This is a genomic window from Bradyrhizobium sp. CW1, assembly GCF_023100665.1.
GTDB lineage: Bacteria > Pseudomonadota > Alphaproteobacteria > Rhizobiales > Xanthobacteraceae > Bradyrhizobium > Bradyrhizobium canariense_D.
The window spans coordinates 8,094,850-8,120,213 of record NZ_CP064684.1; the positions used below are offsets into that span (position 1 = coordinate 8,094,850).

Annotated in this window: 24 protein-coding genes; 20 read left to right on the forward strand and 4 right to left on the reverse strand. The window is 65.1% G+C overall.

All coding sequences use genetic code 11. The features are described from left to right. Positions 1–32: 32 nt before the first annotated feature. Together IVB54_RS38610 and IVB54_RS38615 are read right to left on the reverse strand one after the other, a co-directional pair. On the reverse strand, positions 33–1,526 hold the full coding sequence (locus tag IVB54_RS38610; protein WP_018455820.1) for an NAD-dependent succinate-semialdehyde dehydrogenase: 1,494 nt from the start codon (positions 1,524–1,526) through the stop codon (positions 33–35). Positions 1,527–1,648: 122 nt separating this feature from the next. Beyond that, complete coding sequence (locus IVB54_RS38615; protein ID WP_007603877.1) at positions 1,649–1,969, reverse strand: hypothetical protein; 321 nt, start codon at positions 1,967–1,969, stop codon at positions 1,649–1,651. Between the two features lie 347 nt (positions 1,970–2,316). Between IVB54_RS38615 and IVB54_RS38620 the strand changes: the two genes are divergently transcribed. Together IVB54_RS38620 and IVB54_RS38625 are read left to right on the forward strand one after the other, a co-directional pair. Then, complete coding sequence (locus IVB54_RS38620) at positions 2,317–3,510, forward strand: serine hydrolase domain-containing protein (protein ID WP_018455819.1); 1,194 nt, start codon at positions 2,317–2,319, stop codon at positions 3,508–3,510. 79 nt (positions 3,511–3,589) lie between these two features. Next, the gene (locus IVB54_RS38625; RefSeq protein WP_018455818.1) at positions 3,590–5,284 is read left to right on the forward strand and encodes an AMP-binding protein; all 1,695 of its coding nucleotides are present in this window, start codon (positions 3,590–3,592) and stop codon (positions 5,282–5,284) included. A 133-nt stretch (positions 5,285–5,417) separates the two neighbouring features. Here IVB54_RS38625 and IVB54_RS38630 read toward each other — a convergent pair whose 3' ends face one another. Further along, the gene (locus IVB54_RS38630) at positions 5,418–6,419 is read right to left on the reverse strand and encodes an adenosine kinase (protein ID WP_018455817.1); all 1,002 of its coding nucleotides are present in this window, start codon (positions 6,417–6,419) and stop codon (positions 5,418–5,420) included. 125 nt (positions 6,420–6,544) lie between these two features. Here IVB54_RS38630 and murJ point away from each other — a divergent pair, with 125 nt between their 5' ends. The 16 genes from murJ (at position 6,545) to IVB54_RS38710 (ending at position 21,525) form a co-directional block, all read left to right on the forward strand. Next, positions 6,545–8,095 (forward strand): murein biosynthesis integral membrane protein MurJ, encoded by a 1,551-nt coding sequence (gene murJ / locus IVB54_RS38635; protein ID WP_026233033.1) that lies wholly within the window; start codon positions 6,545–6,547, stop codon positions 8,093–8,095. Between the two features lie 73 nt (positions 8,096–8,168). Further along, the gene (gene trpS / locus IVB54_RS38640) at positions 8,169–9,221 is read left to right on the forward strand and encodes a tryptophan--tRNA ligase (protein WP_018455815.1); all 1,053 of its coding nucleotides are present in this window, start codon (positions 8,169–8,171) and stop codon (positions 9,219–9,221) included. A 108-nt stretch (positions 9,222–9,329) separates the two neighbouring features. Continuing rightward, complete coding sequence (locus IVB54_RS38645; RefSeq protein WP_018455814.1) at positions 9,330–9,824, forward strand: universal stress protein; 495 nt, start codon at positions 9,330–9,332, stop codon at positions 9,822–9,824. A gap of 174 nt (positions 9,825–9,998) precedes the next feature. After that, positions 9,999–10,568: a NifU family protein gene (locus tag IVB54_RS38650; protein WP_026233032.1), complete on the forward strand. Its 570-nt coding sequence runs from the start codon at positions 9,999–10,001 to the stop codon at positions 10,566–10,568. An 85-nt stretch (positions 10,569–10,653) separates the two neighbouring features. Further along, positions 10,654–11,352: a tRNA (adenosine(37)-N6)-threonylcarbamoyltransferase complex dimerization subunit type 1 TsaB gene (gene tsaB / locus IVB54_RS38655; RefSeq protein WP_018455812.1), complete on the forward strand. Its 699-nt coding sequence runs from the start codon at positions 10,654–10,656 to the stop codon at positions 11,350–11,352. Beyond that, entirely contained in the window at positions 11,349–11,831 is a 483-nt protein-coding gene (gene rimI, locus IVB54_RS38660; protein WP_018455811.1) for a ribosomal protein S18-alanine N-acetyltransferase, read from the forward strand. The genes tsaB and rimI overlap by 4 nt, the downstream gene beginning before the upstream one ends. A gap of 38 nt (positions 11,832–11,869) precedes the next feature. After that, on the forward strand, positions 11,870–12,325 hold the full coding sequence (locus tag IVB54_RS38665) for a Fur family transcriptional regulator (protein ID WP_007598312.1): 456 nt from the start codon (positions 11,870–11,872) through the stop codon (positions 12,323–12,325). Then, positions 12,326–13,006, forward strand: coding sequence for an HAD family hydrolase (locus tag IVB54_RS38670; RefSeq protein WP_018455809.1), 681 nt, complete (start codon positions 12,326–12,328; stop codon positions 13,004–13,006). A gap of 192 nt (positions 13,007–13,198) precedes the next feature. Continuing rightward, the gene (miaB, locus tag IVB54_RS38675; protein ID WP_018455808.1) at positions 13,199–14,587 is read left to right on the forward strand and encodes a tRNA (N6-isopentenyl adenosine(37)-C2)-methylthiotransferase MiaB; all 1,389 of its coding nucleotides are present in this window, start codon (positions 13,199–13,201) and stop codon (positions 14,585–14,587) included. 4 nt (positions 14,588–14,591) lie between these two features. Beyond that, positions 14,592–15,650: a PhoH family protein gene (locus IVB54_RS38680; RefSeq protein WP_081747794.1), complete on the forward strand. Its 1,059-nt coding sequence runs from the start codon at positions 14,592–14,594 to the stop codon at positions 15,648–15,650. Positions 15,651–15,711: 61 nt separating this feature from the next. Further along, a complete protein-coding gene (gene ybeY / locus IVB54_RS38685) occupies positions 15,712–16,221 on the forward strand; it encodes an rRNA maturation RNase YbeY (RefSeq protein WP_018455806.1) in 510 nt (169 codons plus the stop codon). Position 16,222: 1 nt separating this feature from the next. After that, complete coding sequence (locus tag IVB54_RS38690) at positions 16,223–17,341, forward strand: hemolysin family protein (RefSeq protein ID WP_026233030.1); 1,119 nt, start codon at positions 16,223–16,225, stop codon at positions 17,339–17,341. Beyond that, entirely contained in the window at positions 17,338–18,951 is a 1,614-nt protein-coding gene (gene lnt / locus IVB54_RS38695; RefSeq protein WP_018455804.1) for an apolipoprotein N-acyltransferase, read from the forward strand. The genes IVB54_RS38690 and lnt overlap by 4 nt, the downstream gene beginning before the upstream one ends. Positions 18,952–19,161: 210 nt before the next feature. Next, positions 19,162–19,575: a helix-turn-helix transcriptional regulator gene (locus IVB54_RS38700; protein ID WP_007598327.1), complete on the forward strand. Its 414-nt coding sequence runs from the start codon at positions 19,162–19,164 to the stop codon at positions 19,573–19,575. An 85-nt stretch (positions 19,576–19,660) separates the two neighbouring features. Continuing rightward, positions 19,661–20,818, forward strand: a complete 1,158-nt coding sequence (locus IVB54_RS38705) for a M20 family metallopeptidase (protein WP_247364361.1) — start codon at positions 19,661–19,663, stop codon at positions 20,816–20,818. Next, complete coding sequence (locus tag IVB54_RS38710) at positions 20,815–21,525, forward strand: tRNA (guanine(46)-N(7))-methyltransferase TrmB (protein ID WP_018455802.1); 711 nt, start codon at positions 20,815–20,817, stop codon at positions 21,523–21,525. Before IVB54_RS38705 ends, IVB54_RS38710 begins: the two co-directional genes overlap by 4 nt. On the opposite strand, the gene IVB54_RS38715 is transcribed toward IVB54_RS38710, so the two are convergent. Beyond that, positions 21,522–22,604 (reverse strand): DUF2336 domain-containing protein, encoded by a 1,083-nt coding sequence (locus IVB54_RS38715; RefSeq protein ID WP_018455801.1) that lies wholly within the window; start codon positions 22,602–22,604, stop codon positions 21,522–21,524. The two genes, IVB54_RS38710 and IVB54_RS38715, sit on opposite strands and share 4 nt — an antisense overlap. A 364-nt stretch (positions 22,605–22,968) precedes the next feature. Between IVB54_RS38715 and rimP the strand changes: the two genes are divergently transcribed. Together rimP and nusA are read left to right on the forward strand one after the other, a co-directional pair. Further along, a complete protein-coding gene (rimP, locus tag IVB54_RS38720) occupies positions 22,969–23,748 on the forward strand; it encodes a ribosome maturation factor RimP (protein WP_018455800.1) in 780 nt (259 codons plus the stop codon). Positions 23,749–23,750: 2 nt separating this feature from the next. Next, positions 23,751–25,361, forward strand: a complete 1,611-nt coding sequence (gene nusA, locus IVB54_RS38725) for a transcription termination factor NusA (RefSeq protein ID WP_007603900.1) — start codon at positions 23,751–23,753, stop codon at positions 25,359–25,361. Positions 25,362–25,364: the final 3 nt, after the last annotated feature.

The window sequence follows — 25,364 nt, forward strand, 5'->3', positions numbered from 1 at the left end:
GATGCCGCGTTTCAGGCCACGGCGACCAGCAGCTAAACCCCCGCCATCATCACATATTTGATCTCGACATATTCTTCCATGCCGTGATGCGAGCCTTCGCGGCCGAGGCCGCTTTCCTTGACGCCGCCGAAGGGCGCCACTTCGGTGGTGATCAGGCCGGTGTTGACGCCGACCATGCCGGATTCCAGCGCCTCGGCGACACGCCAGACGCGGCCGAGATCGCGGGAGTAGAAGTAGGAGGCGAGCCCGAACGGCGAGGCGTTGCACATCGCGATGACGTCGGCCTCGTCCTTGAAGCGGATCACCGGTGCGAGCGGGCCGAAGGTTTCCTCCTGCGCCACCAGCGAGTCCGGCTCGACGTCGGCAAGCACCGTCGGCTCGAAGAACGAACGCCCGAGCTCGCTGCGCTTGCCGCCGGTGACGATCCTGGCGCCGCGCTTGACGGCGTCCGCGATATGGCGCTCGACCTTGTCGACCGCTTTCAAATTGATCAGTGGGCCCTGCGTGACGCCGTTCTCGGTACCGTCACCGATCTTCATCGCCGCGACTTTCTTCGACAGCTTCTGCACGAACTCGTCGTAGATCTTGTCCTGGGCGTAGATGCGGTTGGCGCAGACGCAGGTCTGGCCCATGTTGCGGTATTTCGAGACGATCGCGCCGTCGACCGCCGCATCGATGTCGGCGTCGTCGAACACCACGAACGGCGCGTTGCCGCCGAGCTCGAGGCCGAGCCGCTTCACGCCGACGGAGGCCTGCCGGTAGAGAATCTTGCCGACCGCGGTCGAGCCGGTGAAGCCGACGAAACGCACGGCCGGATGCTCGCACAACACCTTGCCGATCGGCGCTGCATCGCCCGTGACGATGTTGAACACACCCTTGGGCACGCCGGCTCTCTCCGCGAGCGCGGCAAGCGCCAGCGCCGACAGCGGCGTTTCATTGGCGGGCTTCAGCACCACGGTGCACCCGGCCGCAAGCGCCGGCGAAACCTTTCGTGTGATCATCGAGTTCGGGAAATTCCACGGCGTGATCGCGCCGCAGACGCCGATCGGCTGCTTGATCGCGAGCAAGCGCGCATCCGGCCGCTGCGTCGGAATCGTCTCGCCATAGACGCGGCGGGCCTCCTCGGCGAAAAATTCGACATAGGCGCCGCCGATGTCGACCTCGCCGAGCGCTTCGGCGAGCGGCTTGCCCTGCTCGGAGGTGAGGATCAGCGCGAGGTCCTCGCGATTGGCGATGATCAGCTCGAACCATTTGCGCAAAATATTGGAGCGCTGCTTGGCGGTGTGCTTGGCCCAGCCCGGGAACGCGCGCTCGGCGGCCTCGACCGCCCTGGTGGCGTCATCGGCCGAAAGCTGCGGAACCTTTGCAAGCTCGATGCCGGTTGCGGGATTGTTGACGGCGAAGACCGGCGAGCCGACCCAGGTGCCGTCGATGTAACAGGCCTCCTTCAGCAGCGACGGGTCCTTCAACCGGTCGCGCAGATTGGACGTGGCGTGCTGGGCACGTGCGGCGGCGGTCGGGGTCATGGCGTTGCTCCTGCGGGGCTTTTGCGGGCTGTTCCGGTTCGGCCGGAATATAGGGAGACGCGGCGCGCAATGCACCGTCCCGCAACGCACATCTGCTGGGAGCCAGGCTCGGAGCGGCGGAGTTACGCCGCGCCGCTCAGATAGGTCTCGCGCCGCCCGATCATGCGCTCGGCGGCGGCCTTGGCGTCGGCCTTCGAGGAGGTTGCGCAGGTCCGGTATTCGAGATCAGGAACGTCGGACGCGTTGCGGCGGCCGAACCAGGACTTTGAACCGACCGGCAGCAGCGCCAGCGCCTGTGCCAGATTGTCGACAGCGCCGAAGGAATAAAGTGCGCCGGTGCCGGCGATGCGGACCTCGTAGATGCCGGGCGCGATCGGCGCTTCGAGATTCTCGCCCCGTCCGGGACGGGGATAGCGCTTCCATTCGCTCCAGGTCGAAATCATCTGAGGTCCCCCCTCGCGGCCGGTGGGCGGCCGCCAATTTGCATCAAGTCTTAACGTCGACCGTCGATCGGCCGAGAGCTGAACGCCGCAGCTCACAAAATGTTTCAAGTGCTTCAAACAGTCGAAACATCTCGCCAGCACCCATCCACGGTCACGGCTGGTTGCGGCCATCCACCACAGATTGTGACGGAGTGTTGCAGGTCAGCCGCCTTGTCGTCGTGCGAGGGGAGCCGACCGTCAAGTCACGACATCGCGACCGCGGCAGGTACGCGGATGTGCTTGCCGCGCGGCGCACGCGGGAGGACAATCGATCGCTTCCAACAATAATCAAACCGGAGGAAACGCGGATGCAAGGCAAAGCTGAGATCGACGAGATTCTGCGCCAGAAGAGCGAGGCCAGGGAGATTCCCGGCGTCGTCGCCATCGCCGCCAGCGGTACCGAGGTGCTGTATCAGGGCGCGTTCGGCAAACGCGACCTGTCCAAGCCGGATGCGATGACCGCCGACAGCGTGTTCTGGATCGCATCGATGACGAAGGCGGTGACATCAGCGGGCGCGATGCAGCTCGTCGAGCAAGGCAAGCTGTCGCTGGATGCGCCGATCGGCGAGGTGTTGCCCGATCTCGCCAAGCCGCAGGTGCTCGAAGGTTTCGATGCCAAGGGCGAAGCCAAGCTGCGGCCGGCCAAGGGGCCGATCACGCTGCGCCAGCTCATGACCCACACCGCCGGCTTTGCCTACAACATGTGGAACGGCGATCTCGCGATCCATCTCGAGAAATCCGGCATCCCCGCCATCACCACCTGCCAGAACGCGGCGTTGAAGACGCCGGTTATGACCGACCCCGGCACGCGCTGGGAATACGGCACCAATATCGATTTCGTCGGCAAGGCGGTGGAAGCCGTCAGCGGCAAGCGCCTCGATGCCTATCTGCGCGACAATCTGTTCGCACCGCTCGGCATGAGCGATACCGCTTTCAAGATCACCGACGACATGCGCAAGCGTCTGGTCGGCATGCATGCGCGCGGCGAGGATGGCCAGCTCGCCGCGATCCCGTTCGAGCTCGAGCAGGAGCCGGAATTCCACATGGGCGGCGGCGGCCTTTATTCGACCGCGGCCGACTACATCAAGTTTACCCAGATGATCCTGAACAAGGGCCGCGGCAACGGCAATCAGGTGCTGAAGGCCGAGACCATCGCGACGATGGGGCAGAACCACATCGGCGACCTCGCCATGGGCAAGATGACCACGGCGGCGCCGATGTACACCAATGACGTCGATCTCTATCCGGAGCAGGTGAAGAAGTGGGGCCTCAGCTTCATGATCAACACCGCCAAGACCGCCGAGGGCCGCAGCGCGGGCAGCCTCGCCTGGGCGGGCCTCGCCAACACCTATTACTGGATCGACCCGGCGCGCGACGTCACCGGCGTGATCCTGATGCAGCTGCTGCCATTCGCCGACGCAAAGTGTCTCGAGGCTTTTGCCGGCTTCGAGCGCGGCGTCTATGCCGGGCTCGATGCGGGAAGCGGGCAGAAGGCGGCGTGAGGCGCGCCTGACTCTCACGACGCGTCACGGCCGGGCTTGTTGTCCCGGCCGTGCACGCAGCTGACTGGAGGACACGATCTTGGCAGACAAAGCCGACAGTTACGTTTGCGGCACCTCCGACACGCCGCTGCTCGGCGACACCATCGGGCGCAGCCTCGATCAGGCCGCGCGGCGCTGGAGCGATCGTGAGGCGCTGGTCTCGCCCAGCCACGGCGTGAGATGGAAATGGGGAGAGTTTGCCCAGCGGGTCGACGCGCTCGCCGCCGGCTTTGTCGCGCTCGGCCTCGAACGCGGCGCGCGGATCGGCATCTGGTCGCTGAACCGGCCGGAATGGACACTGACCCAGTTTGCCGCCGCCAAGGCCGGCCTCATCCTGGTGACGATCAATCCGGCCTACCGGCTGAGCGAGCTGGAATTCGCGCTTCACAAGGTCGGATGCAGCGCCATCGTCACCGCGACGGCATTCAAGACCAGCAACTACATGGACATGCTCAACACGCTGTTGCCGGAGCTCGCGAGCGCCAAGCCCGGGCAATTGCGCGCGGCGCGGCTGCCGGCCTTGCGCATCGTGATCCAGATCGGCGGCCCCGCCTGCCCGGGCACGGTCCCGTTCGACGAGGTCGCCGGCATGGGCGGTACCCTGCATCGCGAACAGCTCGCCGCGCTCAGTGCCTCGCTGCAATTCGACGATGCCGTCAACATCCAGTTCACCAGCGGAACGACGGGATCGCCCAAGGGCGTGACGCTGACCCATCACAACATTCTCAACAACGGCTATTTCGTCGGCCGCGCCATGCGCCTGACCGAACAGGACCGCATCTGCATTCCGGTGCCGCTCTATCATTGCTTCGGCATGGTGATGGGCAACCTCGCCTCCGTCACGCTCGGCGCAACGATGGTCTATCCCGGCGAGGGGTTTGATCCGCTCGCAACGCTGCGGACGATCGAGCAGGAAAAATGCACCGCGCTGTACGGTGTGCCGACCATGTTCATCGCCGAACTCGACCACGGCGAATTCTCAAACTTCGATCTGACATCGCTGCGCACCGGCATCATGGCCGGTGCACCCTGCCCGATCGAGGTGATGAAGCGCGTCAACAGCGAGATGAACATGGGCGAGGTCACGATCGCCTATGGCATGACCGAGACGAGCCCGGTCAGCTTCCAAAGCGCCGTCGACGACCCGCTCGATCGCCGCGTCTCGACGGTCGGGCGAATCCATCCGCATGTCGAGGTCAAGGTCGTCGATCTCGAGGGCAAGATCGTCAAGCGCGGCGAACGGGGCGAGCTCTGCACCCGCGGCTACAGCGTGATGCTGGGCTACTGGGAGGAGCCGGAGAAGACCGCGGATGTGCTCGACGCCAACGGCTGGATGCATACCGGCGACATCGCCATCATCGACGACCAGGGTTATTGCAACATCGTCGGCCGCATCAAGGACATGGTGATCCGCGGCGGCGAGAACCTCTATCCCCGCGAGATCGAGGAATTTCTCTACCGCCATCCCAAGATTCAGGACGTGCAGATCTTTGGCGTTGCGGATACCCGCTACGGCGAGGAGCTCTGCGCCTGGATCCGCGTCAGGCCCGGCGAGACGCTGACGAAGGAAGAGGTGCGCACCTTCTGCGACGGCCAGATCGCCCACAACAAGATTCCGCGGTACGTGGAATTCGTCGACGAGTTTCCGATGACCGTGACCGGAAAGGTCCAGAAATTCCTGATGCGCGACGACGTGGAGCAACGGCTTGGACTGAAAGCCGCGAAGACGGCGTGAGCCGCAGCTGTCATTCCCCGCGAAGGCGGGGAATCCAGTACGCCGAAGCTTCTCGATTGAATCACGACCGTCTCGGAGTACTGGATCGCCCGGCCAAGCCGGGCGATGACAGCGAGGATGAGGCTATTCCACCTTAAGACGTCAGCCCGCGCTGCCCGGCGAGCTCCTTCAGCGACACCTGTGGACGCGCGCCGATGTGCTGGATCACTTCGGCGGCCGCGAGCGCGCCGAGTTCGCCGCACTGCTTGTGGGGCAGGTTGCGCGCCAGACCGAACAGGAAGCCGGCGGCGAAGAGATCGCCGGCCCCGGTGGTGTCCACGAGTTTCGCGATCGGAGACGCCGGGGCTGCGACTGCGTCAGTTGGCGTCACCACCACGCAGCCTTTCTCGCTGCGGGTGACCACGCCGAGATTGACGTCGTTGCGCAGCTGCTTGAGCGCGGTGTCGAAGTCCGAGGTCTGGTAGAGCGAATGCAGCTCGGACTCGTTCGCGAACACGATATCGACGGTGCCGTTGCGCATCAGCCCCAGGAACTCGTCGCGATAACGATCGACGCAGAAGGAATCCGACAACGTCAGCGCCACCTTGCGCTTGGCATCATGAGCGATCTTGGCCGCCTTGACGAAGGCGTCCTTGGCGTTCTTGGGGTCCCAGAGATAGCCCTCGAGGTAGACGATGCCGGCCGCGGCGATCTCGGCCGGGTCGATGTCGGCGGGCGACAGGTCCTGCGCGGCGCCGAGATAGGTGTTCATGGTGCGCTCGCCGTCGTCAGTCACCAGGATGTAGGAGCAGCCGGTCGCAGGACCGTCCTTCGCCGCGGGCGTGTTGAAGGCGACGCCGGCCGCGCGGATGTCGTGGACGTAGAGCTTCCCGATCTGGTCGTCCTTGACCTTGCCGACATAGGCGGCGCGCGCCCCGAGGCTGCCGATGCCGACGATGGTGTTGGCGGCCGAACCGCCGGAAACTTCCGTCGCCGGGCCCATGTCCTTGTAGATGGCGGCGGCCCGCGCCTCGTCGATCAGGGACATGCTGCCCTTGGTCATGCCGTGCTTGCCCAGAAAGGCTTCGTCGGTCTTGACCAGCACGTCGAACAGCGCGTTGCCGATGCCGAGAACGTCATATTTCACGTCAGCCATTCACCTTGATCCTGTTTGGCGGATTGCGATACCCGCGGAAATCCGCTTCCTGTCGGTCTGAAATCTGGCTCGCGGCCTATCACGGCCGGCCCTTCGCGGGCAAGCAACGGTATTATGCAGTTCCGATGATCCGCTCCTTCCTGACCGTCTCGACGGGGACACTGGCTTCACGGCTGCTGGGCTTTGCACGCGATTCCCTGATCGCGGCGCTGCTCGGCACCGGCGCCGTGGCGGACGCGTTTCTGGCGGCATTTCAGCTCGTCAATGTGGTGCGGCGCCTGCTCAGCGAGGGGGCCCTGAATGCGGCGCTGATCCCGGCCTGGCTGCGCGTTCGTGACCGCGACGGCGAGGCGGCTGCCGCGGCGTTCGCGGGACGCGTGCTCAGCTCCGTGAGCGCGGGCCTGATCGCAATCTCAATCGTGATTGCACTGCTGATGCGGCTGATCATCATGATCATCGCGCCGGGCTTCGTCGGCAGCGCATCGCTCGATCTCGCCGTCCAGAATGCGCGGCTGATGCTGCCTTATCTTGCCTTCGCGGGACCCGTCACGGTGCTGATGGGCCTGCTCAACGCGCAGGGTCGCTTTGCACTCACCGCGTTCTCGCCGCTGCTGTTCAACATCGCCCTGATCGCTGCGAGCACAACACTCCTGCTGTGGCACGTCGACGCGACCGTCGCCGCGTGGATATTGGCGGCCTCCGTCGGCATCGCCGGCCTGTTGCAGCTCCTGATGCTGCTGTCGCAGCGAAGTGCGCGTCTGGCGACACCGTTGCGCGTGAGCTTCGACAAGGACATGCGCGGCTTCTTCGCCAAGGCGATCCCGGGCATGATCGCGAGCTCCGGCCCGCAATGGCTGATGGTTGCCGGCGCGATCATCGCCTCCGCCACGCCGGCCGCGGTCTCCTGGCTCTATTTCGCCAACCGCTTGATCGAGCTGCCGCTTGGCATTGTCGGCGTCGCCATGGGTACGGTGCTGGTGCCGGAGCTGACGCGCGCGGTGAGGAGCGGTCACCGTGACGCGGTTGCGTATGCGGAATCGCGTGCGCTGGAACTCGCGACCGGGCTGGCATTGCCGGCGACGCTCGGCCTGATCGTGCTGGCCGAGCCGATCGTGCGGCTGCTGTTTGAACACGGCGCCTTTGGCGCGGAGGACAGCGCGACCACGGCGCGCGCCCTGATGTGGCTGGCGCTGGGACTGCCGGCGCACGTGCTGATCAAGGCGCTGTCCCCGACCTATTTTGCCCGCAGCGACACGATGACGCCGCTGCTTGCGACCGCGAAAGGGTTCGTGGTCGCGGTCGCGCTCGCGATCCTGCTCGGTCACTTCTTCGGCGCGAGCGGGATCGCCGCCAGCATTGCCGCCGGCGCCTGGAGCAGTGCGATCTCGCTGCTCCGGAAAGGCACGCGTGAATTCGGCTTCTCGGTCGACGCCGCCGCCCGCAAGCGGCTGCCGCGAATCGTGCTCGCCGCGCTCGCCATGGGCGGCCTGCTGTGGCTGACCGCGGGCCTCTTGCCTTCACAGGCCCATGGGCTCATCCGCTTCATTGCGCTGGGATCACAGATCGCCGCCGGAATCGTCGTCTATGGCTTGCTCCTGCAAATCCTCCGCGTCGCGTCCTGGCGCGAGGCGGCCGGTGCCTTGAAGCGCCCCGCCCAGCCCGATCCCGGCGCCTGAAGTCAGCGAAATTCCCTTGACGGGGCAGCGCCGCTGTTGGAAACGACGCCCCGTATCTTGCAGGGAAGCTGCCATGCCATTCGTTGAACGGGTTTTTTCGGGCGTCCAGCCGACGGGCAATCTGCACCTCGGCAATTATCTCGGCGCAATCGTCAACTTCGTGAAGATGCAGGAAACCCACAACTGCATCTATTGCGTCGTCGACATGCACGCGATCACGCAGGGCGTGGACGTCTGGGGCGGACCAGTCGAGCTCGCGCGCAACACCCGCGAGGTGACCGCGGCGTTCATCGCCAGCGGCATCGATCCGAGCAAGCACATCGTGTTCAACCAGAGCCAGGTCTCGGGCCACGCCGAGCTCGCCTGGATCTTCAACTGCGTCGCGCGCATGGGCTGGCTCGGCCGTATGACCCAGTTCAAGGAGAAGGCCGGCAAGGACCGCGAGAACGCCTCCGTCGGTCTGTTCGACTATCCCGTGCTGATGGCGGCTGACATTCTGCTCTACCGCGCCACCCACGTGCCGGTCGGCGAGGACCAGAAGCAGCATCTCGAGCTGTCGCGCGACATCGCGCAGAAGTTCAACAACGACTTCGCTGAGTCGATCCGCAACCTCGGCGCCAATGACGGCCTGTTCTTCCCGCTGCCGGAACCCTTGATCACGGGCCCGGCGACGCGCGTGATGAGCTTGCGCGACGGCACCAAGAAGATGTCGAAGTCGGATGCGTCGGATAATTCGCGCATCAATCTGACCGACGACGCCGACACCATCGCGCAGAAGGTCCGCAAGGCCAAGACCGACCCGGAGCCGCTGCCGACCGAGGAGAAGGGTCTGGAAGCGCGTCCCGAGGCCGACAATCTCGTCGGTATCTTCGCCGCGCTCTCCGGCCGCTCCAAGGCCGACGTGCTCAGGGATTTCGGCGGCGGCCAGTTCTCCAGCTTCAAGAACGCGCTGGTGGATTTGTGCGTCACGAAGCTCGCGCCGATTGCCGGCGAGATGAAGCGCCTCGTCGCCGACCCCGGCCATATCGACGCGATCCTGAACGATGGCGCCGACCGCGCGCGCGCGATTGCCGACGAGACCATGACGCTCTCGAAGGACATCGTGGGCTTCATCCGTCGGCGCTGATAATAAGTTCGCGAAAACGCGGCCGACGCCACGGCGCCGGCTCGCTTCTGCTCTCCCCAAGTACGACGGAGTGTGGCAGCATGTCAGCGTGGACATTCCGGGACATGCATGACCAGCAAGCGACTTTGCTTCGAGCCGGGTCACAAGCCCAAATGCCTCGTCATCGTCGACGACACCGCCGAATGGGATCGCGCGGTCTATTACGCCAGCCGCTGGGCGATTCGGGCCGGTGGCGGCGTGGTGATGCTCCGCATCATCGAGCCCGAACAGCAGAGCCAGGAATGGCTGGGGGTCGCCGACATCATGCGCGCCGAAGCGCATGAGGCGGCCGAAGCCGCGCTCGACCGTGCCGCCGGCCGCGCCAACGGCATCGCCGCGATCACGCCGGAACGGGTGATCCGCGAAGGCGCTGCGATGGAACAGCTGCTGGCGGTGATCGACGAGGACCCCGACATCGCCATGCTGGTGCTCGCCGCGAACCCGGGCGCGGAAGGCCCGGGGCCATTGGTCGCGCTGCTCGCGCACGCGCTGGGCACGTTCCCGGTGCCGGTGACGGTCATTTCCGGCGCGCTCAGCGACCAGAGCGTGGATTCGCTGTCCTAGACTGCTGCTCGTTCGCCTCGCCCCGTTAGCCGGCAGAGGGAAGAAGCGGGTACCCTAACCCGCTGATATAACAGGTGAACGGCCAGCTTACCCCTTGACCGTGCGTTCGCCGTCGCCATCTGCTAGTGGATAGAGCACGCGCCGGCCTTGAACCGGCGACGTCTGGAGAAAACCATGTTCATTCAAACCGAAGCCACCCCCAATCCCGCCACGCTGAAGTTCATTCCCGGCCGCGTCGTGGTCGACGGCGGACCGATGGAATTTGCCAACCGCGAATCGGCCGCACGCTCGCCGCTCGCCGAAAAGCTGTTCGAAGTCCCCGGCGTCACCGGCGTGTTCTACGGCTCGGACTTCATCACCGTGACCAAGGCGAACGGTGAATGGCAACAGCTCAAGCCCGCGATCCTCGGCGCCATCATGGAGCACTACATGTCCGGCGCGCCGCTGCTCGCCGACGGTGCGGCCGCGAGCGATGTCGATCTCGACGAAGAGGACGAGTTCTTTGACGAAGCCGATGCCGAGACGGTCGACATGATCAAGGATCTGATCGAGACCCGCGTGCGGCCAGCGGTCGCCAATGACGGCGGCGACATCACTTTCCGCGGCTTCAAGGATGGTATCGTCTATCTCAACATGAAGGGCTCCTGCGCCGGCTGCCCGTCATCGACCGCGACGCTCCAGCACGGCATCCAGAACCTGCTCAAGCACTTCGTCCCCGACGTGGTCGAAGTCCGGCCGATGTAGGCTGGGGCCGCAAAGGCGTGGACGGCCGGGACAAGCCCGGCCATGATGACGAGCATTCCATGACGGATGGTGCTACCATCGTTCCATGCTGATCCTTGCCATCGATACCGCGCTGGAAGCGTGCGCGGTTGCCGTTCTCGACACCGATGCCGGCCAGCTCCTCGCGCAGGAGCAGCTTCTGATGAAGCGCGGCCACGCCGAAGCGCTGATGCCGATGATCGCGCGCGTGATGCAGTCAGCCAACCTCGCCTTCACAGCGCTCGAGCGCATCGCGGTCACCATGGGCCCCGGAAGTTTCACCGGCCTGCGCGTCGGCATTTCGGCCGCCCGCGGCCTTGCGCTTGCTGCGAAGCGGCCCGCCGTCGGCCTGACCACCTTGTCGGCCTATGCCGCCGCCGTCGTCGGCCAGAGCGGAGCGGCGCCGGTGATCTCGGCGATCGACGCGCGGCACGACCACGTCTATTTCCAGATCGTGGCCGGTGACGGCAGTCAGCTGGTGCGGCCGGGCGTCGCTCCCATCGACGAGGCGATCGCGGCGTCGCAATTCGGCGCGCCGCATCTGGTCGGCAATGCCGCGAAGATCCTCGCCGAGCGCTGGCCGAAAGATATGCCGCAGCCGGTCGCGGTCGACGCGCAGCCCGCGCCCGACATCGGCTGGGTCGCATGGCTTGGCGCCGCCGCCGATCCCGCGACAAATCCGGCGCGGCCGTTCTATCTGCGGGCGCCCGACGCAAAGCCGCCCGCACAACTGCCGCTTGCAGCACAAGCCGCAAGCTCACGATGAAATGGTTGTCGGAATGGTGGCGCGGCGGTACGGCCGTCGTCGAGCCGGCTGTCGCGCGCGACGTCGCACGGCTTGCGCAACTCCACGGCGCCTCCTTCGCGCGCGGTTGGGGCGAAGGCGAGTTCGAGAGCATGCTCAGCGAGCGCAACACGCTGGTGCACCGGTTGCGGCTCGGCCGCAAGACCGTGGGCTTCGCGGTGTCGCGGATCGGCGCAGACGAAGCAGAGATTCTCTCGATCGCGGTCGATCAGGCCCATCGCGGCCGCGGCCTCTCTCGCACGCTGCTGATGACCCATCTCGGCCACCTGGCAGGACGCGGCGTGCGCACAATATTTCTTGAGGTCGAGGAAAATAACCAGCCGGCGCGGCGGCTCTACGACCGAGCCGGATTCATGGTGGTCGGACGCCGCGAACGCTACTATAAGCAGCCGAACGGGGAACAATTGAACGCACTTCTGATGCGACGTGACTTGTCGTAACATTGATGGCAGAAAGCGCCCCGTCAGGCGGACATCACATGACTGGTCTTAAACCTTCCCCCGCTTCCAAGGCGTCCGGCATCGAGGCGCGCTGTGCCGCCACAGGCATGCGCATGACCGAGCAGCGTCGTGTCATCGCCCGCGTGCTCGCGGAGGCGGTCGATCATCCCGATGTGGAGGAACTATATCGCCGCTGTGTCGCGGTCGACGACAAGATCTCGATCTCGACCGTGTATCGGACCGTCAAGCTGTTCGAAGATGCGGGCATCATCGAGCGCCATGATTTCCGCGAAGGCCGCGCGCGCTACGAGCAGATGCGCGACAGCCATCACGACCACCTCATCAACCTGCGCGACGGCAAGGTGATCGAGTTCACCTCCGAGGAGATCGAGAAGCTCCAGGCGGAGATCGCCCGCAAGCTCGGCTACAAGCTGGTCGATCATCGGCTCGAACTCTATTGCGTCCCGCTCGACGACGACAAACCCACAAGTTAAGTGGCGATCGATCTCGTCATCTTCGATTGCGACGGCGTGCTCGTGGACAGCGAGGTGATCTCCTGTCGCGCGCATGCAGATGTGCTGTCGAGGCACGGCTATCCGATCACATCGGAGCAGGTGCTGGTCCGCTTCCTCGGCGTATCCGAGAAAGATGCACGGCGAATGGTCGAACAGGAGATCGGCCGCAATCTTCCCGATGATCTCGAAAGCCAAGTGAATGCTGCGACGCTGCAATTTTATGCCAGCGATTTGCAGCCGATCACCCATGTGGCCGCAGCGATTGGCGCAATCGATTTGCCCAAATGCGTTGCGTCGAGCGGCACGCCGGAGAAGATCCATCATGGCCTGACCTGCGCCGGTCTCTACGATCTGCTTGCGCCGAACATCTTTTCCGCGAGCCAGGTCGCGCGCGGCAAGCCCGCGCCCGATCTTTTTCTGTTCGCCGCCGCGCAGATGAAAGTCGCGCCGGAGCGGTGCCTCGTGATCGAGGACAGCGTCCCCGGGGTGACCGGCGCGCATGCCGCCGGGATGACCGTGCTGGGCTTTCACGGTGGCAGCCATTGCCCGCCGGGCCACGCTGAAAGGCTCCGGGCCGCCGGGGCCGGATTGACGTTCGACGATATGCGGCAATTGCCGGAGCTGGTCCGGCGGGTCGCGGCGGACACCCTGGCGGGCTGATTCAGGGTATTTTCTGAGTGCAGCTGGCGGCTGCCGGGACACGCACACGCCCGGAATCCCGAGGTTTTGGCGGGATTCCGCACTTCCCGCCAGCGCTCGCCCCGGAATGACAGCCCAAAGGGCGCCAATCGCTGGATTTTCGCCTCCCCAGCCTATATCTGAGGGCGGTCCTCCACCTCAATTCCGGATTCCATGACGCCGCCGCGCAAGCTGCACATCAAATCATATGGCTGCCAGATGAACGTCTACGATGCCCAGCGCATGGTGGACACGCTGGCCCCGGAAGGATTCGTGGAGACGGCCAGCGCTGATGACGCCGACCTCGTCATCCTCAACACCTGCCATATCCGCGAGAAGGCCTCGGAAAAGGTCTATTCGGAGCTCGGCCGCCTGCGCGTCGCCAAGGACGCCGCCGCGCGCGACGGGCGTACCATGCAGATCGCGGTCGCAGGCTGCGTGGCACAGGCCGAGGGCGAGGAGATCGTGCGCCGTGCACCCGCGGTCGACGTCGTGGTGGGACCGCAGAGCTATCATCATTTGCCGCAGCTGTTGAAGCGCGCCGGCAATGAAGGCCGCGCCATCGAGACCGAATTCCCGGCTCAGGACAAGTTCGGCTTCCTGGCCCAGCCCAAGCCCGGCGCGATCCGCGCCCGCGGCATTTCCGCTTTCGTCACGGTGCAGGAAGGCTGCGACAAGTTCTGCACCTTCTGCGTCGTGCCTTACACGCGTGGCTCGGAAGTCTCGCGGCCGGTGACAAAGATCGTCGACGACGTGAAGCGGCTCACCGAGAACGGCGTGCGCGAGCTCACGCTGATCGGACAGAACGTCAACGCCTATCACGGCGAGGGACCGGACGGAAAAAGCTGGCCGCTCGGCAGGCTGCTGGAGCACCTCGCGGCGCTCCCGGGCGTCGCGCGGCTGCGTTATTCGACCAGCCATCCGCGCGATGTCGATGACAGTCTGATTGCAGCCCATCGCGATCTCCATGCCTTGATGCCGTTCGTGCACCTGCCGGTGCAGTCGGGCTCGGACCGGATTCTGGCTGCCATGAACCGGAAACATACCGCCGATGATTATCGGCGTGTCGTCGACCGTTTCCGGTCCGCACGCCAAGACATTGCTTTCTCATCAGATTTTATCGTCGGCTTCCCCGGCGAGAGCGAGCAAGATTTTCTCGCGACCCTCGCGCTTGTCACGCAAATCGGCTACGCTGCGGCATATTCGTTCAAATACTCCGCCCGGCCGGGAACGCCGGCCGCGGACATGCAGGAGACGGTGTCCCCCTCCGAGATGGACCAGCGATTGGAGCGGCTCCAGGAACTGATCGACAGCCAGCAATCGGCCTTCAACAAGGCTGCGATTGGCTCAACGGTCGATGTGCTGTTCGAGCGCCCGGCCCGCAAGGACGGCCAGATCGTCGGCCGCACCGCCTTCCTCCAGCCCGCGCATGTGATGGCCTCCCCGGACATCATCGGACAGATCCTGCCGGTCCGGATCGACAGTCTCGAACGCTACAGCTTCCTCGGTGAGCTCGCCATGGCGCACGAGCCCGCTTTATCGCCCATCGCCACTGGAGCCTGAACCCTTGCCCAAAAGCGCATCGGATTCGTCTTCTTCCATCGCTCCCAGCCGCAAATTTGACCGCGACATGCAGGTTCCGCCCGAGACCCAGGTCGTCATCGATTTCGACGACAACCGCGCCGCGTCCGCGCTAGTTGGCCCTTATGGCCAGCATCTGGCACAGATCGAACGGCGGCTTGGCGTCGTCGTCGATTCCAAGGGCAACCACATCACGATTGGCGGCTCGCGCGACGGCTGCGATGCCGCGCGCCGGGTGCTGGAGACGCTCTACGCCCAGGCCGTGAAGGGACAGGATCTCGACCAGGGCGAGGTCGAGGGCGCGATCCGTGCCGTGATCGCGCAGGGCTCGCTGTTCGAGTTCGATGCCAAGTCGGCCAAATCCACCTTCGACAGCATCAATCTGCGCAAGCGCCCGGTGCGTGCGCGCACGGCGGCGCAGGATTCCTATATCCGCGCGCTGAAGCGCCACGAGCTGGTGTTCGGCATCGGCCCCGCCGGCACCGGCAAGACCTGGCTCGCGGTCGCGCATGCCGCGCAGCTATTCGAGCGCAAGGAAGTCGACAAGATCATCCTGTCGCGCCCGGCGGTGGAAGCCGGCGAGCGGCTCGGCTTTTTGCCCGGCGATCTCCGCGAGAAGGTCGATCCTTATCTCCGCCCGATCTACGACGCGCTCTATGACCTGATGGACGCGCGCATTGTCGAGCGCGCGCTGCAGACCGGCGAGATCGAGATCGCGCCACTCGCCTTCATGCGCGGTCGCACGCTGACCAACGCGGCCATCATCCTGGACGAGGCGCAAAACACCACGTCCATGCAGATGAAGATGTTCTTGACCCGCCTTGGCGAGAACAGCCGCATGATCGTCACCGGCGATCCCTCGCAGATCGACTTGCCGAACGGCCAGACCTCTGGCCTCGCCGAGGCGACGCGCCTGCTGAGCGGCGTCGAAGGCATTGCGCAAGTTCATTTCAAGGCCGAAGACGTGATCCGCCACGAGCTCGTGGCGCGGATCGTCTCCGCCTACGAAGGGTCGCCGCAGCGGCCGGCCGCCGGTAAATCCTGACGAGACAGCAACCGGACCATATGGGCGCGGACACGGCGCCCCTTCGTTCGGAACAAGGACAATGTCACACCCCAACCTTCCCATCACCGAGGTCCTCGTCGTCGCCGATTGCTGGCAGCGGGAGCCCGAATCCGAAGCCGTGATCCAGCGCGCCGTGGCGGCCGCCGCCGAGAATGTCGACGAAGACGTTGCGGAGGCGGAAGTGGCGGTGATGCTGACCGATGATGCCGGCATCCGCACCCTGAACAGCAACTGGCGCGGCATCGACAAGCCGACCAACGTGCTGTCGTTTCCCGCGCTGCAGCCGGAAGGCGACTGGAAGCCTGGCGATGCGCCGCGCATGCTGGGCGACATCGCGATCGCCTACGAGACCATGCGGCGTGAGGCGGACGAGGAACAAAAGCCGTTCGATCATCATTTGAGCCATCTCGCCGTGCACGGTTTCCTGCATCTGGTCGGCTACGACCACGAAAACGAAGACGACGCCGAGGAAATGGAAGCGCTCGAACGAGAGATCCTGGCTCATCTCGGCATTCCCGACCCCTATGCCGACCGCCCAGGGACGCATTGAGATGCCGGATTCGGACCCGACTCACGACAATCCGCGCAACACGGCCAATTTACCGGTCGTGGTGACCTCAGGCGAGGTGATGCGCCCGACCGCGGAGGGCTGGCTGCTGCGTGCCATTCGCAGCCTGTTCGGCTGGAAGGCAGGTTCGGTGCGCGACGACCTCCAGGTCGTGCTCGACGCCACGACGCCCGACGACACCGGCTTCTCGACGGTCGAGCGCACCATGCTGCGCAACATCCTCGGCCTGCACGAGCGTCGCATCGCCGACGTCATGGTGCATCGCGCCGACATCGTCGCGGTCAAGCGCGACATCCCGCTCGGCGAGTTGATGGACCGTTTCGAGAGCGCCGGCCATTCGCGCCTCGTGGTCTACAACGAGACGCTCGACGATCCCGTCGGCATCGTCCATATCCGCGATCTGCTCGCCTTCATGACCGCGCGTGCGCGCGTGTCGGGGGTCACGAAAACCAAGCGCAAGAAACCGCTGCCGGCCGGGCTCGATCTGCGTACGGTCGATCTCGCGCTGCCGCTCGAGGAAGCGCGCATCATCCGCAAGCTGCTCTACGTGCCGCCGTCGATGCGGGCGATCGACCTGCTTGCGCAGATGCAGGCCACCCGCATCCATCTGGCGCTGGTGGTCGACGAATATGGCGGCAGCGACGGCCTGGTCTCGCTCGAGGACATCGTCGAGCAGATCGTCGGCGAGATCGACGACGAGCATGACAGCGACGAGCCGCCCTCGATCGTGCGGTTGCCCGACAACGCCTTCATCGCCGACGCCCGCGCCAGCCTCGACGACGTCCGCACCGTGATCGGCGAGGACTTCGTCACCGGCGAGGCCGGCGAGGAAGTGGAGACGCTGGGCGGCTATCTCGTCAGCTTCGTCGGGCGCCTGCCGGTGCGCGGCGAGGTGATCTCGGGCCCCGGCCATTACGAGATCGAGGTGCTCGATGCCGATCCGCGCCGGGTCAAGCGACTGCGGATCTCGACGCGAAAGGAGCGTCCCGCGCCGCGCACCCAGCGCGAGAGCCGGCGCCGCGAGGCTGCGCCGGATGGCAGCCAGCCGACGGCCAGCGACACGCCCACCCCGCCGCCAAGCGACGGGACCGGTCCGCAGTGAGCCCTTTCCAGCGATTTCGCCAGATCGCGCTTGCCATCATCCTGACCTGGGGATGGAAGCGCGCGCTCGTCGCGATGGCTGCCGGCGCGCTCTCGGTGCTGGCGCTGGCGCCGTTCAACGCCTTCCCGGTACTGTTCATCACCTTCCCGGTGTTGGTCTGGCTGATCGACGGCGCCGGCGCCGGACGATATCGCGGCGTCCCCGCCGCGGCGCTTACCGGCTACTGGTTCGGCCTCGGCTATTTCGTGCCCGGCCTCTACTGGATCGGCTACGCCTTCTTCGTCGACGCCGATGTATTCGCCTGGCTGACGCCGTTCGCCGTGCTGGGCCTGCCGGCCTATCTGTCGATCTTCACGGCAATGGGCTTTGCGCTCGCCCGCCTGCTCTGGACCAAGAACGCGACGCGCGTGCTTGCGCTCGCGGCAAGCCTCACCATCACGGAATGGCTGCGGGGTCATGCGCTGACCGGCTTTCCCTGGAACGCGTTCGGCTATGCGCTGTCCGAGCCGCTGCCGCTGGCACAAACGGCGTCGCTGATCGGCCTGTGGGGCATGACGTTCCTGACGGTTGCGATCTTCGCAAGCCCCGCGGCGCTGATCGACCGCACGCCCGATCGCCGCCTGGCGTGGCGCGCACCGGCCGCGGCCCTGGCGCTCCTGCTGGTCATGAGTATCTTCGGCGCGATCCGCCTGTCGCTGCATCCGACCACGATGGTCGCGGGCCCCAAATTGCGCCTGATGCAGCCGGATCTCCAGCAGGACGCGAAATTCAACTACGCCGCCAAGGCGGAGGTGATGAAGAAATATCTGGCCTTGTCGGACCGCGCCTCCGGACCGCAATCGACCGGCGTGCGCGATGCCACCATCCTGATCTGGCCGGAATCCGCCTTTCCGTTCTTCCTGACTCGCGAAGCCGATGCGATGGCGCAAATCGCGGAGCTTCTGCCCAAGGGCACGGTGCTGATCACGGGCTCTGTCCGCGCGCCCGACCTGCCGCGGGGCACGCCGATCACACGCGCCTATAATTCGATCTACGTGATCGACCACGACGGCAGCGTGCTCTCTATGTACGACAAGCTGCATTTGGTGCCGTTCGGCGAGTTTCTTCCCTACCAGGGCCTGATGGAGAAGCTCGGTTTCGAGCAACTCACGCGTGTGCGCGGCGGCTTCATTGCCGGCACCGTGCGCCATGCGCTGCCGGTCCCCGGCGCGCCGTCCGCGCTGCCGCTGATCTGCTACGAAGCAATCTTTCCCGGCGAGGTGGCCGGACGCAATGAACGTCCGGGCTGGATCGTGAATCTCACCAATGACGGTTGGTTCGGAATTTCGACCGGTCCCTACCAACACCTCGAACAGGCGCGGATGCGCGCGATCGAGCTCGGATTGCCGCTAGTTCGCTCCGCCAATACCGGCGTTTCCGCAGTGATCGATCCGGTGGGACGCATCGTCGCCAGCCTCGGTCTCGGGATCGAAGGCATTTTGGATGCAAATCTGCCCGCCGCGATCCCGCCGACTATCTATGCGCGCGTGGGCGATGTCCCCGCGGCCATGTTTGTCGCGCTCGCCGTGTTTCTGGCGGTCCGCCGACGTGTTGCCAAACGGCGTCCCTGATCACGCAGCCGCGGCCGATAGCTTTTGACAACCGTAGTCCCACGGTTGACAGACTGCACGCGGCCTCCTCATTCTGCACCGGCTGCAAAAGACAGTGGGTATTGCTAAATTTCTCCGCAATGTTTCCCAATAACAGGGTCTGATTTTGACGTTGCTTACACCTCAGGCATTCCTGATTGCGCCGAAGGTGATGTTTGGAGGGCTGAGGAAATGTCGAAAGCGCCCAACCCTGTTGACAAATATGTCGGCAGTCGCGTGCGGATGCGCCGCATCATGTTGGGCATGAGCCAGGAAAAGCTCGGTGAAGCTTTGGGCCTGACTTTCCAACAAGTTCAGAAATACGAGAAGGGCACAAACCGGGTCGGCGCGAGCCGCATCCAGCAAATTGCCGAAATTCTCCAGGTGCCGGTGTCCTTCCTGTTCGAGGGCGGTCCGAGCGGCGTGGCGGGGCCGGACGGCTTCGCAGAAGGCGCATCGCCGTCTTACGTCTCGGATTTCCTCGCGACTTCCGAAGGACTCGCTTTGACCAAGGCGTTCACCCGAATCACCGATTCGAAGATGCGCCGCTCGATCGTCGATCTCGTCGAGCAGATTGCGGCCCGCGAAGGCCCCGACAAGCGCTGACGCGCCATCTCAATCCGATTTGAGACTGCGTCAAATCTGGCCTATGTCGTCATTTGTGGCCGCGCTTTGATGCGCGTCCTCCTTGATGATGCGATTCAAAGGCACAGATGCGCCCATGGCCAGCTCCAATTGGTTCGATTCTCAAACTATTCTCGATGGCATCCGCCGCTGGGTGGAGGTCGAGACGCCAACGGACACGCCTGAACAGGTCAACAAGCTCGTCTCGATGGTCGCGGAGCAATACCGCGATCTCCCTGTTACGCTCGAGCGCATCGCCGGTGTCGATGGTTGCGGCGATCATCTCGTGGCGCGCTCGACCTGGGGCCAGGACCGGCCGGGCATCCTGGTGCTGAGCCACCTCGATACCGTTCACCCCATGGGATTCATCGAGCGCCTGCCGTTCAAGGTCGAAGGCGACAGCGCGTTCGGTCCCGGCATCTACGACATGAAGGGCGGCGCCTACATCGCCCACCACGCCTTTCGCGCGCTTTGCGCCACGGCCGATCGCCGGCCGCTCGGCATCACCCATCTGTTCACTTCGGACGAGGAGATCGGCAGCCCCACCTCTCGCGCACTCATCGAGACCGAAGGGCGCAAGGCGAAGTACGTGCTGGTGACGGAGCCGGCGCGCGAGGGCGGCAAGATCGTCACCGGTCGCAAGGGCGTCGGGCGATTCGAAGTGTTCATCAAGGGCGTGCCCGCGCATGCCGGCACGCGGCCCCAGGATGGCCGCAGCGCGATCCGCGAGCTTGCCAACGTCATCCTGGCGCTGGAGGCGATGAACGATCTGGCGCGCGGCGTCACCGTCAATGTCGGCGTGGTGCGCGGCGGCACGCGGCCCAACGTGACGCCGGAAGAAGCCTATGCTGAAATCGAACTGCGCGTGCCGAGCTTCAAGGACGCGGATGAATTCGTCGGCAAGATCCTCGCTTTGACATCGAAGACAGATGGCGTCACCGTCAAGGTCACGGGCGGGCTCAATCGTCCGCCTTACGAGAAGAGCAATGCAGGCGCTTCGCTGTACGAACATGCAAAGACGGTTGCCACGGAGATCGGCTTCGATCTGGTGGACGTTCACACCGGCGGCGGCTCGGACGGCAATTTCACCGCCGCCCACACCGCGACGCTCGACGGGCTCGGCGTCGACGGCAAGGGCGCGCACACCCATTATGAGCAGCTCTATGTCTCGTCGCTCGCACCGCGCGCGCGGCTGCTCCACCGCCTCTACCAGACGCTACGATGAGTGAGCGCAAATCAGATCCGGATCGCGAGGACAGCGAGCGCGCCTTCTTCGGACGCCGCAAGGGCCACAAGCTCAGGCAGCACCAGGCCGAGCTGATCGATCATCTGCTGCCGCGTCTTGCGCTCGCCATCGACCGCGCAGCACCGGCGGATGCCCGCGAGATCTTCGCCCCCGCAGCCGACGATTTGCGGCTCGAGATCGGCTTCGGCGGCGGCGAGCATCTTGCGGCGGAAGCGCAGACCTTCGCCACAACCGGCTTCATTGGCTGCGAGCCTTACGTCAACGGCATGGCGAAGATCCTCGCGCAGATCGAGGCCGCCGAGATCGGCAACATCCGCCTGTTCGCAGGCGATGCCGCCGAGCTCCTGGCCTGGCTGCCGGAAGCTTCGCTGTCGCGGATTGACCTGATCCATCCCGATCCCTGGCCGAAACGGCGGCACTGGAAGCGGCGCTTCGTCCAGGACCGGACCATCGCCGCGATGGCGCGCGTGCTGAAAGCCGGCGCCGAATTTCGTTTCGTCTGCGACATCGACGATTACTGCGCCTGGACGCTGTCGCATCTGTCGCGCTCGCAGGACTTTGTCTGGCTCGCGGAGCGCGCCGATGATTTTCGCCTGCCGTGGGCCGGATACACGATGACGCGCTACGGCCGAAAGGCCACGCGCGAGGGGCGCAAGGCGGCGTATCTGCGGTTCAGGCGGGTCTAGATCGTCTGCCGGTTGCGCCAGAAATTCACGACGCGCTCGGCGGTCGTCGGCATCAAGCGCGTGAAATTCGCGCGCGCCTGCTCAAGATCGGCATCGGCTGGCGTGCGATTCGGGCCGTGCCACATCAGGATCAGCGCCCGCACCGTCGGCCAGCTGACATTCAGCACACGCCCCAGAACCAGGATTGGATCGTAGCGGTCGCCCGTGATCAGGCGGTCGAGGACCGAGAGGCGGACTCCGGACATCGCCGAGAGCGAAGCGATCGCCTCCTCGTATTTGTAGGCCTTCGCGAAGCCAAACAGCGCGCTCTCGCCAAGATGGCCCCCGCGATGCAAGGCCAGCACCGTACGTTGCGCTCCCGAGAAATCGCGACGCGGGCCCGGCGGCAGCGTGGCTTCCTCGATGGCCGCCATGGCGCGCGTGATCTCGACCTGGCGCACGGGATTGACCACGCTCGAGAGGCGACGGCGGATGACGTCGAGCGTACCGTCGAGAAGCTGTTTCAGGTTCTCACCCGAAAGATCGCTGCGCTGGCCGATCCTGAGCGTCAGCACGCCATCCTGCGCGGCACGCTTGATCAGCTCCGAATAGCTGCCAAGCGAGAACACCGCGCCGGCATTGCCCGCGGCGCGGCGCACCACGTCGCGATCGCCGCGCTCGACCAGCACGTCGGTGATGACAGCCGACAGCGTGGGGCGTTCGCTCATCGCCAGCAGATGTCCCTGGCCCTTCAGTCGCGCGATTTCGACGAGAGCGGCGTCGTCGAGCACGGGCGAATGGCGCAGCACGGGGCCCGCCACCGCGATTTCGTTTTCGCGCGCGAGCTCGCTCACGAGACGCCGCGGCGCGTTGTTCAGGCGCGAGAAGCGTTCGGCGAGATCGACGCGCGAGGCGAGCTCGGCATGCGGGACGAGATCGATCAGCAGATTGTCGAAGAGATCGATGACATCGGGACGGAGGTTCTCGGCGTCCTGAAAGAACAGTTGGGAAATGGCATGCGCGATCTCGCCGCGACGCCGCGGGTCGCCGCGTTTGACGATATCGTCCAGTCCGGGAATGAGCGACGTGGCAACGGTCATGAAAACGCAAACTCGTAGGGGGCACGCCGCGGGTACGCCCTGGTCCAAGCCGCCCCACAATCAGGGAATCTAGGCCTTGGAGGTGAAGGAAGCGTTGCGCCAGCGGGCCGCACAGCGGGCGCAAAAAGCCTCGCGCGCCGTGCAATGGGCCTTGTCCGAGAGGGCGGAAAGGGCTATATCACCGGCAATTCATCTTCTCATACGATCCGCGTAGTGAGAGTGGGCCCGAAAGGACCCGCTCTTTTTTATTACCTGAACGCGGCCTGGTGGAAGATGTGCGGCCCGCCGATCTGTCGGGAGAGTTCCGAAGCGGGCTTGAAAGCTTAACCAAGCCTTAACCATACCGAGCGCCTTGACCTCTGACATGACCGAACCGAACCCTGGTTCCACGGATGCCGAATTGCTGGCCGAGCCGAGGCTCGTGGTCGAGCCGGGCGTCGCGGCGCGGGTGTCCGCGGTCGCGGGGCCGGTGCTCGAAGGCATGGGCTACCGCCTGGTGCGGATCCGCATTTCCGGGGAATCCGGCTGCACCGTGCAGGTTATGGCAGAGCGGCCGGACGGCTCGATGCAGATCGAGGATTGCGAGGCGATCTCGCGGGCACTGTCGCCCGTGCTCGACGTCGCCGATCCCGTCGATCGCGCCTATCGGCTGGAAATCTCCTCACCGGGGATCGACCGCCCGCTGGTGCGCCGCTCCGATTTCGAGCGTTATGCCGGCCATCTGGTGAAGGTCGAAATGGCTGTCGCCCATGAGGGGCGGAAGCGGTTCCGCGGCACGATCGGCCCCGTCGAAGGCGACCGCGTGCATCTGCATCGCGACGACATCAAGGCGGGCGAGGCTGCCGACGTTCTCCTGACGATGGAAGACATCGCCGAGGCACGGCTGGTGCTGACGGACGAGCTGATCGCGGAATCCATGCGCCGCGGCAAGGCCCAGGCCCGCGAAATGCGCCGCAATCTCGGCCTCGAGCCGCCGGCGGCGCCGCACGCCAGCATCAGCGAAAAAACGACCAAGAACACCAAGCCGACTAAGAAACCGACGCCGGCCGCGACGAAGAAGCCGGCTCCGACCAATACCAAGAAACATCGCCTGGCCGCCGAACGCGCGCGACGGGGCGAAATCGATCCTGACGAAGGAGACTAGCCATGGCAGTCAGCGCCAATCGACTTGAATTGCTTCAGATCGCCGACGCCGTTGCGCGCGAGAAATCGATCGACCGCGGCATCGTCATCGCGGCGATGGAGGATGCCATCGCCAAGGCGGCGCGGGCCCGCTACGGCAGCGAGACCGACGTTCACGCCGAGATCGACCCGAAGAAGGGCGAGCTGCGGCTGTCGCGCCACATGCTGGTGGTCGAGACGGTCGAAAACCATTCCAACCAGATTTCGCTGGTGGATGCGCAGCGCGCCAATCCCGGTGCCCAGGTCGGCGACACCATCGCCGACACCCTGCCGCCGCTGGAATATGGCCGCATCGCCGCGCAATCCGCCAAGCAGGTGATCGTGCAAAAGGTGCGCGAAGCCGAGCGCGACCGGCAATATATGGAATTCAAGGACCGCATCGGCGACATCGTCAACGGCGTCGTCAAGCGCGTCGAATATGGCAGTGTGATCGTCGATCTCGGCCGCGGCGAGGCCATCATCCGCCGCGACGAGATGCTGCCGCGCGAAGTGTTCCGCAACGGCGACCGCGTCCGCGCCTACATCTTCGATGTCCGCCGCGAGACCCGCGGGCCGCAGATCTTCCTCTCCCGCACCCATCCGCAGTTCATGGCAAAGCTGTTCGCGCAGGAAGTGCCCGAGATCTATGACGGCATCGTCGAGATCAAGGCGGTCGCCCGCGATCCCGGCTCGCGCGCAAAAATCGGCGTGATTTCTCGTGATTCCTCGGTCGATCCGGTCGGCGCCTGCGTCGGTATGCGCGGTTCGCGCGTGCAGGCGGTGGTGAACGAATTGCAGGGCGAGAAGATCGACATCATCCCCTGGTCGCCCGACATCGCGACCTTCGTGGTCAACGCGCTGGCGCCGGCCGAAGTCTCCAAGGTCGTCATCGACGAAGACCGCGAGCGCATCGAGGTCGTCGTGCCCGACACCAACAACCAGCTCTCGCTGGCGATCGGCCGCCGCGGCCAGAATGTGCGTCTGGCCTCGCAGCTCACCGGCTGGGACATCGACATCCTGACCGAGCAGGAGGAATCGGAGCGCCGCCAGGCCGACTTCGAGAACTCCACCCGCGTCTTCATGGAATCGCTCAATGTCGACGAAGTGGTCGGCCAGTTGCTGGCGTCCGAAGGCTTCACGTCGGTCGAGGAACTCGCGATGGTGGACGTCAAGGAACTCGCCGGCATCGAAGGTTTCGACGAGGAGACCGCGCAGGAACTCCAGAACCGCGCCCGGGAATATCTCGAACAGCTGGAAGCCGAGCTCGAGGCCAGGCGCAAGGAACTCGGCGTCGAGGACGCCGTGAAGGACGTGCCCGGCGTCACCTCGAAGATGCTGGTGAAGTTCGGCGAGAACGACATCAAGACGGTCGACGACCTCGCCGGTTGCGCCACGGACGATCTGGTCGGCTGGACCGAGCGCAAGGAAGGCGGCGAGCAGACCAAATATCCGGGCGCGCTCGATGGCCTGGAGATCTCCCGTGACGATGCTGAAGCGATGATCATGCAGGCCCGCGTCAAGGCCGGATGGATCACCGAGGCCGATCTCGCCAAGCCTGCTGAAGAGGCCGAGGCGACCGAAGATCAGCCGGCTTAGGGC

What these genes read in the sequence shown, in the direction of transcription:
- IVB54_RS38710 (WP_018455802.1), top strand. Translation starts at nt 20,815, where the DNA reads ATGAGTGAGCGCAAATCAGATCCGGATCGCGAGGACAGCGAGCGCGCC.
- tsaB (WP_018455812.1), top strand. Translation starts at nt 10,654, where the DNA reads ATGCTGATCCTTGCCATCGATACCGCGCTGGAAGCGTGCGCGGTTGCC.
- IVB54_RS38620 (WP_018455819.1), top strand. Translation starts at nt 2,317, where the DNA reads ATGCAAGGCAAAGCTGAGATCGACGAGATTCTGCGCCAGAAGAGCGAG.
- IVB54_RS38705 (WP_247364361.1), top strand. Translation starts at nt 19,661, where the DNA reads ATGATGCGATTCAAAGGCACAGATGCGCCCATGGCCAGCTCCAATTGG.
- IVB54_RS38630 (WP_018455817.1), bottom strand. Translation starts at nt 6,419, where the DNA reads ATGGCTGACGTGAAATATGACGTTCTCGGCATCGGCAACGCGCTGTTC.
- rimI (WP_018455811.1), top strand. Translation starts at nt 11,349, where the DNA reads ATGAAATGGTTGTCGGAATGGTGGCGCGGCGGTACGGCCGTCGTCGAG.
- trpS (WP_018455815.1), top strand. Translation starts at nt 8,169, where the DNA reads ATGCCATTCGTTGAACGGGTTTTTTCGGGCGTCCAGCCGACGGGCAAT.
- IVB54_RS38715 (WP_018455801.1), bottom strand. Translation starts at nt 22,604, where the DNA reads ATGACCGTTGCCACGTCGCTCATTCCCGGACTGGACGATATCGTCAAA.
- murJ (WP_026233033.1), top strand. Translation starts at nt 6,545, where the DNA reads ATGATCCGCTCCTTCCTGACCGTCTCGACGGGGACACTGGCTTCACGG.
- miaB (WP_018455808.1), top strand. Translation starts at nt 13,199, where the DNA reads ATGACGCCGCCGCGCAAGCTGCACATCAAATCATATGGCTGCCAGATG.
- IVB54_RS38645 (WP_018455814.1), top strand. Translation starts at nt 9,330, where the DNA reads ATGACCAGCAAGCGACTTTGCTTCGAGCCGGGTCACAAGCCCAAATGC.
- nusA (WP_007603900.1), top strand. Translation starts at nt 23,751, where the DNA reads ATGGCAGTCAGCGCCAATCGACTTGAATTGCTTCAGATCGCCGACGCC.
- IVB54_RS38615 (WP_007603877.1), bottom strand. Translation starts at nt 1,969, where the DNA reads ATGATTTCGACCTGGAGCGAATGGAAGCGCTATCCCCGTCCCGGACGG.
- IVB54_RS38665 (WP_007598312.1), top strand. Translation starts at nt 11,870, where the DNA reads ATGACTGGTCTTAAACCTTCCCCCGCTTCCAAGGCGTCCGGCATCGAG.
- IVB54_RS38690 (WP_026233030.1), top strand. Translation starts at nt 16,223, where the DNA reads ATGCCGGATTCGGACCCGACTCACGACAATCCGCGCAACACGGCCAAT.
- IVB54_RS38650 (WP_026233032.1), top strand. Translation starts at nt 9,999, where the DNA reads ATGTTCATTCAAACCGAAGCCACCCCCAATCCCGCCACGCTGAAGTTC.
- IVB54_RS38610 (WP_018455820.1), bottom strand. Translation starts at nt 1,526, where the DNA reads ATGACCCCGACCGCCGCCGCACGTGCCCAGCACGCCACGTCCAATCTG.
- ybeY (WP_018455806.1), top strand. Translation starts at nt 15,712, where the DNA reads ATGTCACACCCCAACCTTCCCATCACCGAGGTCCTCGTCGTCGCCGAT.
- IVB54_RS38700 (WP_007598327.1), top strand. Translation starts at nt 19,162, where the DNA reads ATGTCGAAAGCGCCCAACCCTGTTGACAAATATGTCGGCAGTCGCGTG.
- rimP (WP_018455800.1), top strand. Translation starts at nt 22,969, where the DNA reads ATGACCGAACCGAACCCTGGTTCCACGGATGCCGAATTGCTGGCCGAG.